The 11,912-nt window shown below is 63.8% G+C and carries 11 protein-coding genes and 1 pseudogene; 2 read left to right on the top strand and 10 right to left on the bottom strand.

What is annotated here, in order from left to right; all coding sequences use genetic code 11:
- Positions 1–4 precede the first annotated feature (4 nt).
- On the bottom strand, positions 5–892 hold the full coding sequence (locus OKW29_RS18225) for a sensor histidine kinase (protein ID WP_429291994.1): 888 nt from the start codon (positions 890–892) through the stop codon (positions 5–7).
- Positions 893–1,087: 195 nt separating this feature from the next.
- On the opposite strand from OKW29_RS18225, the gene OKW29_RS18220 reads away from it, so the two are divergent.
- Together OKW29_RS18220 and OKW29_RS18215 are read left to right on the top strand one after the other, a co-directional pair.
- Positions 1,088–1,429, top strand: a complete 342-nt coding sequence (locus OKW29_RS18220; RefSeq protein WP_090808322.1) for an FKBP-type peptidyl-prolyl cis-trans isomerase — start codon at positions 1,088–1,090, stop codon at positions 1,427–1,429.
- A gap of 19 nt (positions 1,430–1,448) precedes the next feature.
- Positions 1,449–2,237 carry an AraC family transcriptional regulator gene (locus tag OKW29_RS18215; RefSeq protein WP_090808320.1) on the top strand — a complete coding sequence of 263 codons (789 nt, stop codon included), beginning with the start codon at positions 1,449–1,451 and terminating at the stop codon, positions 2,235–2,237.
- 84 nt (positions 2,238–2,321) lie between these two features.
- On the opposite strand, the pseudogene OKW29_RS18210 reads toward OKW29_RS18215, so the two are convergent.
- The 9 genes and pseudogenes from OKW29_RS18210 to trpB form a co-directional block, all read right to left on the bottom strand.
- A pseudogene (locus OKW29_RS18210) lies at positions 2,322–2,848 on the bottom strand (PLP-dependent transferase).
- A 289-nt stretch (positions 2,849–3,137) separates the two neighbouring features.
- A complete protein-coding gene (purF, locus tag OKW29_RS18205; protein WP_090810350.1) occupies positions 3,138–4,688 on the bottom strand; it encodes an amidophosphoribosyltransferase in 1,551 nt (516 codons plus the stop codon).
- A gap of 89 nt (positions 4,689–4,777) precedes the next feature.
- Entirely contained in the window at positions 4,778–5,329 is a 552-nt protein-coding gene (locus OKW29_RS18200) for a CvpA family protein (RefSeq protein ID WP_090808318.1), read from the bottom strand.
- A 7-nt stretch (positions 5,330–5,336) separates the two neighbouring features.
- Positions 5,337–6,281, bottom strand: a complete 945-nt coding sequence (locus OKW29_RS18195; RefSeq protein WP_429291993.1) for an SPOR domain-containing protein — start codon at positions 6,279–6,281, stop codon at positions 5,337–5,339.
- A 29-nt stretch (positions 6,282–6,310) separates the two neighbouring features.
- Positions 6,311–7,621 carry a bifunctional tetrahydrofolate synthase/dihydrofolate synthase gene (folC, locus tag OKW29_RS18190; protein WP_429291992.1) on the bottom strand — a complete coding sequence of 437 codons (1,311 nt, stop codon included), beginning with the start codon at positions 7,619–7,621 and terminating at the stop codon, positions 6,311–6,313.
- A gap of 320 nt (positions 7,622–7,941) precedes the next feature.
- Entirely contained in the window at positions 7,942–8,814 is an 873-nt protein-coding gene (accD, locus tag OKW29_RS18185) for an acetyl-CoA carboxylase, carboxyltransferase subunit beta (protein WP_090808311.1), read from the bottom strand.
- 79 nt (positions 8,815–8,893) lie between these two features.
- Positions 8,894–9,706, bottom strand: coding sequence for a tryptophan synthase subunit alpha (gene trpA, locus OKW29_RS18180; protein WP_429291991.1), 813 nt, complete (start codon positions 9,704–9,706; stop codon positions 8,894–8,896).
- A gap of 80 nt (positions 9,707–9,786) precedes the next feature.
- Positions 9,787–10,701, bottom strand: coding sequence for a DNA-methyltransferase (locus OKW29_RS18175; protein WP_429291990.1), 915 nt, complete (start codon positions 10,699–10,701; stop codon positions 9,787–9,789).
- Positions 10,702–10,710: 9 nt separating this feature from the next.
- Positions 10,711–11,904, bottom strand: a complete 1,194-nt coding sequence (trpB, locus tag OKW29_RS18170; RefSeq protein ID WP_184036034.1) for a tryptophan synthase subunit beta — start codon at positions 11,902–11,904, stop codon at positions 10,711–10,713.
- Between the last annotated feature and the right edge of the window lie 8 nt (positions 11,905–11,912).

Genomic DNA, 11,912 nt, shown 5'->3' with positions numbered 1-11,912 from the left:
GTTGTCAGTATAGGGGCTGAAAGATCGATGAAATCTTGATTGTGCGCCAACGCATTCGCGCGCGACGCTCATTTCGGCGCCGCGCCGCGCTGAACGGCACGCGCAGCACGAGCGTGGCGGGGGTCGCGGTGACGCCGTCCGCTTGCGTCGTATCGCTTTGCTCGAAGCTTCCGCCGTGCGCCTCCGCGACGCGTTTGCACAACGCGAACACCCACGCGATGCGCTTCGCCTCGCGCGGTTCGCCCGCCTGCTTGCGCGCGAACGCTTCGAGCACATGCGGAAGCGCGGCGTCGTTCAACGCGGCCTCGTTCGGCCCGTACGTGACGCTCGCATGCCATGTGCCGTTGTCCGCGCGCGCGGCCAGTGCGACCTCGGTGCCCCGCGCGCTCGCTTCGACGGCGAACGTCAGCATCAGCCACACCGCGGCGGCGAGCCGGGCGCGGTCGCCGTTCAGTTGCTCGGTGGCGATCTTCGAGTCGAGCCGCACTTCGACGCCGCGCGCGCGGGCGAGGCCGGCGCGGACTTCCTCGACGGTTTCGTCGAGCAGCGGATGCAGCGGAAAGGGTTCATACGTGAGCGCGAGCGATTTCGTTTCGGCGCGCGTCGCATCGACGATCGTCTCGAGCAGCTTCACCTGCTGATCGACGCCGCTGCGAATGCCGGTGATCGCGCGCTGTGAATTGGGATCGTTCGCGTCGAGCTTGCGCTCGAGCACGTACGCCCAGCTATGAATCGCATTCAACGGACCGCGCAGGTCGTGCGACACCAGCGACAGCACGTGATCGCGCATGAACAACGCGGTTTCCGCGCGCAGCAGCGCGCTGCGTTCGGTGATGACGAAGCCGGCCGACGCCGGCTGGGCGCCAGCAGTCCCGTTGGGTGACGTAGTCACGATCGAGTCCTCTCAGGCAATGCTGGATGATGGGGGGAAGCCCCATTATAGGCATCCCGTTCGGACCGACCAGTCGAGGCCGAATCGCGACGCGGAATGCAATCCGCATGCCATGCGCGGAACCGGACCAGACTCCGCGATCGACGTCAACGCGCCTACAATGTCGGTTTTACGTTTTGATCTGAGGAGCAACGCATGTCGACTGTGACGACCGAATCCGGCCTCAAGTACGAAGATCTCGTGGAAGGCACCGGCGCCGAAGCCGTCGCCGGCAAGACCGTGACCGTGCATTACACGGGCTGGCTGACCGACGGCCAGAAGTTCGATTCGAGCAAGGACCGCAATGACCCGTTCGCGTTCGTGCTGGACGGCGGCATGGTCATCAAGGGCTGGGACGAAGGCGTGCAAGGCATGAAGGTCGGCGGCAAGCGCAAGCTGACCATTCCGCCGCAACTCGGCTACGGCGTGCGCGGCGCGGGCGGGGTGATTCCGCCGAACGCGACGCTAGTGTTCGAAGTCGAGCTGCTCGAAGTCTGAGTCACGCCTGAGTATTGTCATGAGCCACGCCGCCGTCACCGCCCCCAACGTTTCGCTGCGCTGCTATGGCGCGATCGAAGCGTCGGACGTGCACGACTTCCACCAGGTCGTGCTGGGGCTCGACGGCGCAATGGTGATGGCGGTTGACGGCGTCGCCGAGCAGATCGACGCCGGCTCCGCATGGCTGATCCCGGCCGGCGCGCGGCACGATTATGCGGGTGTCGGCACGAACCGGCAGCTCGTGCTCGATTTGCCTGCGGCGTCGCTGGCGGTGCCCGAGCGGTTGTTCGAGCGCGCGCGCGCCGTGGCCGTTGATCCATCGCTCGCACAGCTCGTGCACGCGATTGCCGCGCATGCTGCGGGCGGCGTGGGCGAAGCGCAAGGCAATGCCTTCGGTCACCGTCGCTTTCATTGGGATGCTGCGGCACGCCTGGGCGCCGCGCTTGTCGCCGATTCCGGGGCGCTTGCCGGTGTGCAGAGCGAAGGCGTTCGTCTCGATTTCGCGCGCATCGACCGCTGGCTGCGCGCGCATCTGTCCGAGCCGCTGAAGATCGCGGACCTCGCCGCGCACTGCGGTTTCGGCATGCGGCGTTTTCATCAACTGTTTATCGATGCGTTCGGCGAGACGCCGCATCGCTATTTGCAGCGGCTGCGGCTCGACACGTCGATCACGCTGCTTGCGGACGCGCGTCTTTCGTTGACCGATATCGCGCTCGAGATCGGCTTCGGCGATCAGAGCGCTTACACGCACGCGTTCACGCGGCGTTTCGGGCTGGCGCCCGGGCAGTGGCGCGCGTTGCGGCACTGAGCGCGGCGGAGGTGGCGCGGAGGGCTTTGAGACCCTTGAGGCCATTTGAAGCCTGTATGCCGCGCACAGGTTTTGCCCTGCCTGTCAGCTTTCGAGCCCACATTGCAGATCCGCACGGATATCGCCCGCGTTTTCAAGCCCCACCGCAAATTCGAGCCCCGGATAGAACACGCGATTGACGGCCGGATGCGAGTCGAGCCAGCGCGCGATTTCGAGCGCATTCGCCGACTGCTTCTCGACGCGCAGCGACAACGTTTCCATGCCTTTCAACAGTACCCACGCGTTGAACGCGGACAGCGTCGGCCCGGCGCTGCGTACGAACGGAAACACCTTTTCCATGATGATTTTCTTCGAACCGACCAGCGCGCCGCCGAGCACACGGCCCTGGCCGTCGAGGAACCTGGTCGCCGAATACATGACGACTTCCGCGCCCGGTTTCAGCGGCTGCTGCAACGCCGGGCTGCAGAAGCAGTTATCGACGACGAACATCGCATTCGCGTAATGCCGAACTTGCTGAAGATCTGCGAGAACATGCCGAGCGTCGAGCCGAACAGCGCCCGCGAGCTGACGAGGTGATCGCCCGCCTGCAACGTCGACATCACGACCGACATGATCGCGGCCATGCCTGAAGCCGTCGCGATGCAGGCCTCGCCGCCTTCGAGTTTGGTTCTGGTCTCCAGGTTTCCGTGGCTGCTTCCGTGGCTAAATAAGGCAGCAACAAAAAAGCCCGCTTTTGCGTCGGCATAAGCGGGCTTCATGTACGGGGAGGCTGGAGCCAGGGCGGACGACTGTCGCGTTCCGCCCTTCGCTTTAGCTGTTTCGGGTTGCCCCGCGTCCGCAAGCTGAGATCAAATCGACGCAAGCCAACATGTTGATGCGCTCGGGGCGCGGTATGTACGCTCAACCCACCGACAGTTGCAGATGCAGCTGCGAACGCGCCGGGCCGCCACCGTCGATCGCTTCGCTCGCGGCATCGCGATCCGATTGCGACGACGGCGCGAGACGCGCGCTTTCGATGCGGTCGAGGTATTCGGTCGTGATGTCGCCGGTCACGTAGTTGCCGTCGAAGCACGAAGCCTCGAACTCCTTCAGCGCCGGATTGATATCGCGCACCGCCTGCTTCAGCGCATCGACGTCCTGATACACGAGGTGGTCCGCGCCGATCATGCGCGCAACTTCCTCGTCCGAGCGGCCGTGCGCGACCAGTTCGCCGCGCGTCGGCATATCGATGCCGTAGACGTTCGGGAATTTCACCGGCGGCGCCGCCGACGCGAAAATCACCTTGTTCGCGCCCGCATCGCGCGCCATCTGCACGATTTCATGCGACGTCGTGCCGCGCACGATCGAGTCGTCGACGATCAGCACGTTCTTGCCCTTGAACTCGATGTTCATCGCGTTCAGCTTCTGGCGCACCGACTTCTTGCGCACCGCCTGCCCCGGCATGATGAAGGTACGGCCTACATAGCGGTTCTTGAAGAAGCCCTCGCGATACTCGACGCCGAGCTTCTTCGCGACCTGCATCGCGGCCGGGCGCGACGAATCGGGAATCGGCATCACCACGTCGATTGCGACGTCGGGCAGCTCGCGCCTGATCTTCTCGGCGAGGTAGTCGCCCATGCGCAGACGCACGTTGTAGACCGGCACGCCGTCGAGCACCGAATCCGGACGCGCCAGATACACGAGTTCGAAGATGCAGGGGTTCAGGCTCGTGGTCGTCGCGCATTGCTGCGAATGCAGCTGGCCTTCGGCGTCGATGAAAATCGCCTCGCCCGGCTGCACGTCGCGCACGAATTCGAAACCGACGCCTTCGATTGCCACCGATTCCGACGCCAGCATCCACTCGACGCCGTCAGCCGTTTCCCGTTTGCCGAGGCACAGCGGACGGATGCCGAACGGGTCGCGGAGACCAAGCAGGCCGTAGCCAGCGATCAACGCGACGATCGCATACGAGCCGCGCACCCGCCGATGCACGCCCGACACCGCCTTGAACAGCGCGGCCGGATCGAGCTGCAGACCCGAGCTCGACAGTTGCAGCTCGTGCGCGAGCACGTTGAGCAGCACTTCGGTATCGGAATTGGTGTTCACGTGGCGGCGATCGATGCGGAACATCTCATCTTTCAGCTGCTGCCAGTTGGTGAGGTTGCCGTTATGCGCGAGGATGATGCCGAACGGCGCGTTCACGTAGAACGGCTGCGCTTCTTCTTCGCTCGACGCCGAACCGGCGGTCGGGTAACGGACCTGGCCGATGCCCGTCGTGCCCGGCAGGCTGCGCATGTTGCGCGTGCGGAACACGTCGCGCACCATGCCGTTGGCCTTGTGCATGTGGAAATTGCTGCCGTTCGCCGTCGCGATGCCGGCGGCGTCCTGACCGCGATGCTGCAGAAGCAGCAGGCTGTCATAGATCAGCTGGTTGACCGGGGAATGGGAAACTACGCCTACGATGCCGCACATGGCATGTCCTTCAAAGGTACGAAATTCGTGATGGCGACCGGTGCCTGCGACCGCGCCCGCGCTTTCATGCGATGGCACGCGCTACGACGTCAAGGCAGCCGGTATGCGCCGGAGTCCTGTTGCGCATTGCTCGGGGCGCCCGAATCGTCGACATGGACGTAAGCGGCGAGCGCCTCGGGGAGCAGCGGTTTCATTGCGCGTACGCCCGCAACCGCATACGGACGAAGCAGCGCGTTGCGCCAGAATTCCTCTTTGGGCAGTTCGGTCAAGCCTGCGAGGGCGACCAGAATCAGCACCAGAACGACCCCACGCACGAGGCCGAACATCAAACCGAGCGAGCGATCCGCACCACCCAGTCCCGTGACCTGCACGAGGCGGCTGAGCAGCGCGCTCACCACGCTCGTGACCAGCACTACGCCGATCACCACGAGCGAAAAAGCCAGCAGCCACTGCGTCAACGCGCCGCCCGGCCAGGTAGACGGGATATACGGGACCACGTAGCCCACGAACTCGCAAGCGATGAAAAACGCCGCGACCCAGCCGATCAAACCAAACACTTCCGACAGCAAACCGCGCCAGGCGCCTCGCAGCGCCGACAAACCGATCACCGCCATTACAGCGTAGTCGAAGGCAGTGAACATCGCTCGCTTACTGTGCTCTGCCGCCGTTCGAGCCCGACACGAGGCCCGCCTCGCGGACCTTCGCGACAGCGGCGGTGGCCGCGGCGCGGTCGGCGAACGGGCCTGCACGCAGCAATGTCAGCGTCGAGCCGTCGGCTTGCTTCCTATGTTCCGTATATGTGGGCACGCCTGCCGCTTTCAACTTCGCGGCCCAATTGCGTGCGTTCGTTTCGTTCGAGAAGGCGCCGAGCTGCACCGCGAAACGGTTGCCCGGCGGCGAGGCCGGCGTGCCGGAGTTCGCGTCGGCGCCGGCGGTGGCCGTGTTCGCTTCGTCGTCGGTCGACGCCGACGGTGTGGTGGCGGGTGCCTTCGTCTGTTTGGCGGGGACAGCAGGCGCGGTGTTGGCTGCGAGCGATTGCGTTTGCGGCTTCGCGGCGGGCTTCGGCGTCGCGGCGGTAACAGCGCCAGTTGCGGCGGAGGGGGTCGCGCCTTGTTTCGCTGCGGTCGATTGCGTCGATTTGGCGGCGGAGGCCGAGGCTGCCGCCGTGGTCGCCGCGCTCGTTGCCGGCGCGAGGCCGGACGCAGCCACGCCCGTGTCGGCGGCCGGCGGATTGTCCAGCGCGACGCCGGCCTGCACGTCTTCGTTGGCAGTGGATCTGGAGAGCTTCGGCGCGGGCCGGTTCGGAATGTCGATCGAGATGTCGTCGGTGACGGGCTTGGGGTGCGAGTCCAACACCATCGGCAGGATGATCACCGCCGCGACAACCAGTGCGATTGCGCCGACGAGCCGGCGGCGCGCGCGCTGCTTTTCCGGCAGCGTGGGGTCGAGCAGCATTGCATCTGCATCGACGGTGCGCTCGGTGCGGCGGGTGCGCCGCTCGACGCGTTCACCCCGGGTGGCCCGATTGGAACTAGTGTTTGCGCCGCGCCGGCTGGGCGCGTCGTCTTTCTTGCCGAACGAGAAAATTCCCATGAATCGCTTGGTTCGAGCCTGGTGCCCGCTCAGTGTTGCTGCGATTTCCGGTAGGCCATCACACCCGCTACCGTATAGAAACTGCCGAAAACCACGATTCTATCATTCTCTGACGCACGTTTTAGCGCGTCCTGGAAAGCCTGCGCCGGCGTCGCATAACGCATGACGCTGCTGTCGGCGCCGTCTTCCACGCCCAGCTCGCGCAACACGGTTTCCAGCTCTTGCGCGGACGCGGCGCGCGGGGTCGGCAGATCGGTCACGCACCAGTGATCGATCTCGCCTTTCAGATGACCTAGCACGCCGGCGATGTCCTTGTCGCGCATCGCGCCGAACACCGCGTACGTGTACGGGAAAAAGCCCATGTTGCCGAGGTTTTGCCCGAGCACCGCGGCGGCATGCGGATTGTGGCCGACGTCGAGCACGATGGACGGCTTGCCCGGCAGCACCTGGAAACGGCCCGGAAGATCCACGTTGGCGATGCCGAGCCGGATGTCCTGCGCGGACACCGGCAGACGGTCGCGCAAAGCTTCGAGCCCGGCCAGCGCCGCCGACGTGTTGATCAGCTGATTCGCGCCGCGCAGCGATGGATACGCGAGCGCCGAGCGCCGCAGCGTCGGGCCGACATAGCTCCACTGCTGTCGCTCGCTGCCGGCCTGGCCTTCGTAACGGAAATCGCGGCCGAACAACCACAATTGCGCCCCGATCTTTTCCGCGTGATCGATCAACGATTGCGGCGGCACCGGGTCCGCGCAAATCGCGGGCTTGCCGGGACGGAAGATACCGGCTTTTTCGAACGCGATTTTTTCGCGCGTGTCGCCGAGATAGTCGGTGTGGTCAATATCGATGCTCGTGATGATCGCGCAGTCGGTATCGAGGATATTGACCGCGTCGAGACGGCCACCGAGGCCAACTTCGAAAATCACCGCGTCGAGGCCGCGCGACGCGAACAGGCTCATGATCGCTAGCGTCGTGAATTCGAAGTAGGTCAGCGTGACCGGTTTGGCGAGGCTCTGGCGCGCGGCCTCGACGGCTTCGAAGTGCGGCAGCAGATCTGCGTCGCTTGCCATTGCCCCGTTGATGCGCGCGCGCTCGTTGAACGACAGCAGATGCGGCGACGTGTGGCAGCCGACCGTATAGCCCGCGCGCAGCAGGATCGCTTCGAGAATCGCGCAGGTCGAGCCTTTGCCGTTCGTGCCGCCGACCGTGATGATCGGGCACGCAAACGACAGCTGCATCGCATCACGCACCTGGGAGACTCGGCCCAAACCCATGTCGATGCCGACCGGATGCGCGGATTCAAGGTGCGTGAGCCACGCGTCGAGAGTGGGGAATGTCGTCATCGGGTGAATCTTGAGTGAGTCGCGGTAGTTCGGTTCTGCAGTGCTGCGAAGGGTGCTGGTCAGGCGGTTGCGGTCGAGGGTCGCGGGTCGCCGGTCATGGGCGTAGGCCGTTGCGCGGTTTATGCGCACAAACCCGCGCCTTGAGCCGCGCCAGCTTCGGCTTCGACCGCTGCTGCATCGCAGGCGACGGTAATTATCCTGGAAATGACAGCGCGCCGCTTGATTGCTCACGCGGCGCGCTATTTTTTGATTGCTTCTCTGGCTCCGCCGCGTCTTCGACAGCGCGGCGAAAGAGCGGCAAATGCGGTGCTGCCCGGCTTTTACGCGACCGCGTCCGCCGGCTGATGGCTCAACAGCGCCAGCAATTGCGCGATCTCTTCGCGCAGCTTGCGACGATCGACGATCATGTCGATCGCGCCCTTTTGCAGCAGAAACTCGGCGCGTTGGAAGCCTTCCGGCAGTTTCTCGCGCACGGTCTGTTCGATCACGCGCGGGCCAGCAAAGCCGATCAGCGCCTTCGGTTCGGCGATCACGACGTCGCCGAGGAATGCGAAACTCGCGGACACGCCGCCCATCGTCGGGTCGGTCAGCACCGAGATGAACGGCAGCCTGGCTTCCGCCAGCTTCGTGAGCATCGCGGTGGTCTTTGCCATCTGCATCAACGACAGCAAGCTTTCCTGCATCCGCGCGCCGCCCGAAGCGGTGAAGCAGATGAACGGCACTTTCTGTTCGAGCGCGTTCTGCGCGCCGCGCGCGAAACGCTCGCCGACCACCGAACCCATCGAGCCGCCCATAAACGAGAACTCGAAGTTCGCCACGACGACCGGCAGCGTGTGAATCGCGCCGCCCATCACGACCATTGCGTCGGTCTCGTCGGTTTCGTCCATCGCCTCTTTAATGCGCTCAGGGTACTTGCGGCTATCTTTGAACTTCAGCGCGTCGACCGGAACGATTTCCTGGCCGATTTCGTAGCGGCCTTCCGGATCGAGCAGGCTGTCGAGCCGCTCACGTGCGCCGATGCGCATGTGATGGTCGCACTTGGGGCAAACATGCAGATTGGCCTCGACGTCGTTGCGATACAGCACGGCTTCGCACGACGGGCACTTGATCCACAGGCCCTCCGGAATTCCCTTGCGGTTTTTCGGGTCGGTTTGTTTGATTTTCGGCGGCAGCAGCTTATCGAGCCAGCTCATAGGGAATCCTTCTGGGTCAGCAGTCGCGCGAACGGCGGGACGAGCCCGCCGCTCACGTTACCGCGACAAAAAATAACTGTTATCGGGCAGTCGCGACGCTATCGAGCGCCTCGCGCACCTCGGCAACGAAACGCGTGAGCGTCTCGGTAGCGGCGTCGGGCGCTGCCTGTTCGAGCAATTGAACGATACGGCTGCCGATCACGACGGCATCGGCCACCTCGCCCACCGCACGCGCCGTTTGCGCGTCGCGAATGCCGAAACCGACGCCCACCGGCAGGGGGACGCGCGACTTGATGGCCGGGATTTTACTCGCGATGCTGGAAACGTCCAGATTTGCGGCACCGGTGACCCCTTTCAGCGACACATAGTAGACGTAGCCGCTGGCGATGCGGCCGACTTCGGCAATACGTTCGTCGGTTGAAGTCGGCGCGAGCAAAAAGATCGGATCGATCCCGGCACATTGCATCTGTTCCGCGAAGTTTGCGCACTCTTCAGGCGGATAGTCGACCACCAGCACGCCATCGACACCGGCTTCCTTCGCGGCTTTCGCGAAGGCCTCGGCGCCCATTCGCTCGATCGGATTCGCATAGCCCATCAGCACGACCGGGGTTTTGTCGTCGGCTTCGCGGAAGCGTTTGACGTCGGCCAGCACATGGCGTAGCGACACGCCCTTCGCGAGCGCGCGTTCAGACGACTGCTGAATGACAGGACCGTCTGCCATTGGGTCGGAAAACGGCACGCCTAGTTCGATCACATCGGCGCCGCCGGCGGCGAGGGCGTGCATGAACTCGACCGTGCGAGCCGGGTCCGGGTCGCCAGCGGTCATGAACGGGATCAAGCCTTTCTTACCCTGGGCGGACAGCGCGGCAAACGTGTTCTTGATACGGGACATGGAAGTACTCTCGAATTAGGGCTATTGCGCGCCCATTGCCGCGCGCTTTTCAGCGAACTTAGCGGCGCATCTCGCGCTTTTCACTGCACTTCGGTCGACGGCTGCACTTTTGGCCTGGCTCGGGTCCGACGGGGCGCAGCAGGCGTAGCGGCGGCGCTGACGCGCTCGCGCGCTATCGCACAATAGCTCTCGTTGATCTCATAGCCGACGAATTCGCGCTGATGACGGACGCAAGCAACTGCGGTGGTGCCGCTGCCCATGAATGGGTCGAGCACGCGGCCGCCCTTCGGGCAACTGGACAGTACCATCCGCTCGACGATTTCCAGAGGTTTCTGGGTTGGATGCGCAACGCGCTCGGCATGCTGCCGATGCAGACGCGATACCGACCAGACATCCTTCGGATTATAGCCAAGCTCCAACCACTTGCTTCCTTCGAACAACTTTCGCGAACGCGCCTTCTTCGTGACTGCATCGTACGGGATGCGGACGGGATCGAGATCGAAGAAGTAGTCCTTCGACACCGCGAAAAAACCGATGTTGTCATGCACTGACGTGAAGCGGCGCGTGGTGCCGCCCATACTCGGCACGCGCCGGTCCCAGATGATTTCGTTGACCATCGTGAGTTTCGTCTTCAGGAAACTGAAGATTTCCGGCGCGTATTGCCAGGTGCAGAAAATATAGAGCGACCCTGTTGGCTTGAGCTTCGGTACAGCGAGCTCGAGCCAGCCGCGCGTCCAGACGAGAAATTCCTCGCCCGTGCGCATGTCCGAGTCGTTGCCATAGTCCTTGCCCAACCCATAAGGCGGATCACAGACGATCAGGTCGATCGACTCATCGGGAATGTTCGCTACATCGGTTAGAAAATCGCGGTTCAACAGCTGAATGCCGGCCGGTACCTGCGCCAGCAGCGGTGCGGATGCCGCGGCCGCCGGGACTTCGGCGGCCGGATTCGTGGATTCAATCGCCGGCTGCGGCTCGTCGAACTCGTCGCGCATCGTCGCGGCTCAGAACTGGATACCCGATCGCTCGGCGACCGTGTGCATGTCCTTGTCGCCGCGGCCCGACAGGTTGACCAGCAGAATCTTGTCTTTCGACAAGGTCGGCGCGAGTTTCGTAGCGTAAGCGAGCGCGTGGCTCGACTCCAGCGCAGGAATAATGCCCTCGATGCGGCAGCAATCGTGGAACGCCTTCAGCGCTTCTTCGTCGGTGATGCCTACGTATTGAGCGCGATTACTCTCTTTTAGCCACGCGTGCTCGGGGCCGACGCCCGGGTAGTCGAGGCCTGCCGACACCGAATGCGTCTCGATGATCTGGCCGTCTTCGTCTTGCAGCAGATAGGTGCGGTTACCGTGCAACACGCCGGGACTACCGCCGATCAGCGATGCCGCGTGACGACCCGTTTCGAGGCCGTCGCCGGCAGCTTCGACGCCGATTAACTGCACGGAACTATCGTCGATATACGGGTAAAAGATCCCCATCGCATTGGAACCGCCGCCAACACACGCGATGACGGCGTCCGGCTGACGGCCAGCGAGTTCTGGCATCTGCACGCGGCATTCGTCGCCGATCACACGCTGGAAGTCGCGCACCATCATCGGGTACGGATGCGGACCCGCAACCGTGCCGATGATGTAGAACGTGTTTTCGACGTTGGTGACCCAGTCGCGCATCGCTTCGTTCAGCGCGTCCTTCAGCGTGCGCGACCCCGATTCGACCGGCACGACCGTCGCGCCGAGCAGTTTCATGCGATAAACGTTCGCGGCCTGGCGGCGCACGTCCTCGGCGCCCATGTAGACCACGCACTCCATACCGAAGCGCGCGCAGATTGTCGCCGTGGCCACGCCGTGCTGACCGGCGCCGGTTTCCGCGATCACGCGCGGCTTGCCCATGCGCTTGGCCAGCAGCGCCTGGCCGATCACGTTGTTGATCTTGTGCGCCCCCGTGTGATTCAGGTCTTCACGCTTCAGATAAACCTGCGCGCCGCCGAGCAATTCGCTCCAGCGCTGGGCGTGATAAATCGGGGACGGGCGACCCACGAAATACTTCAATTCGCGCTCGTACTCGGCGACGAACTCCGGGTCTTTCTGATATTTCTCGTACGCTTCACGCAACTCGTTGAGTGCGGAAAACAGCGTTTCGGCGACGAACACACCACCAAATTGGCCGAAGTGGCCTCTTTCGTCAGGCAAGTTGTACATGGTGATCA

Origin of the sequence: Paraburkholderia sp. CI3 (genome assembly GCF_050436505.1) — a bacterium.
Taxonomy (GTDB): Bacteria; Pseudomonadota; Gammaproteobacteria; order Burkholderiales; family Burkholderiaceae; genus Paraburkholderia; species Paraburkholderia tuberum.
Note: the sequence above shows the minus strand (reverse complement) of the source record. Positions and strands in the feature narration are given on the sequence as shown.

Excerpts from the sequence above, each read along its gene's own strand:
- OKW29_RS18220 (WP_090808322.1), top strand. The coding sequence starts at position 1,088 with ATGTCGACTGTGACGACCGAATCCGGCCTCAAGTACGAAGATCTCGTG.
- OKW29_RS18215 (WP_090808320.1), top strand. The coding sequence starts at position 1,449 with ATGAGCCACGCCGCCGTCACCGCCCCCAACGTTTCGCTGCGCTGCTAT.
- purF (WP_090810350.1), bottom strand. The coding sequence starts at position 4,688 with ATGTGCGGCATCGTAGGCGTAGTTTCCCATTCCCCGGTCAACCAGCTG.
- OKW29_RS18200 (WP_090808318.1), bottom strand. The coding sequence starts at position 5,329 with ATGTTCACTGCCTTCGACTACGCTGTAATGGCGGTGATCGGTTTGTCG.
- OKW29_RS18195 (WP_429291993.1), bottom strand. The coding sequence starts at position 6,281 with ATGGGAATTTTCTCGTTCGGCAAGAAAGACGACGCGCCCAGCCGGCGC.
- folC (WP_429291992.1), bottom strand. The coding sequence starts at position 7,621 with ATGACGACATTCCCCACTCTCGACGCGTGGCTCACGCACCTTGAATCC.
- accD (WP_090808311.1), bottom strand. The coding sequence starts at position 8,814 with ATGAGCTGGCTCGATAAGCTGCTGCCGCCGAAAATCAAACAAACCGAC.
- trpA (WP_429291991.1), bottom strand. The coding sequence starts at position 9,706 with ATGTCCCGTATCAAGAACACGTTTGCCGCGCTGTCCGCCCAGGGTAAG.
- OKW29_RS18175 (WP_429291990.1), bottom strand. The coding sequence starts at position 10,701 with ATGCGCGACGAGTTCGACGAGCCGCAGCCGGCGATTGAATCCACGAAT.
- trpB (WP_184036034.1), bottom strand. The coding sequence starts at position 11,904 with ATGTACAACTTGCCTGACGAAAGAGGCCACTTCGGCCAATTTGGTGGT.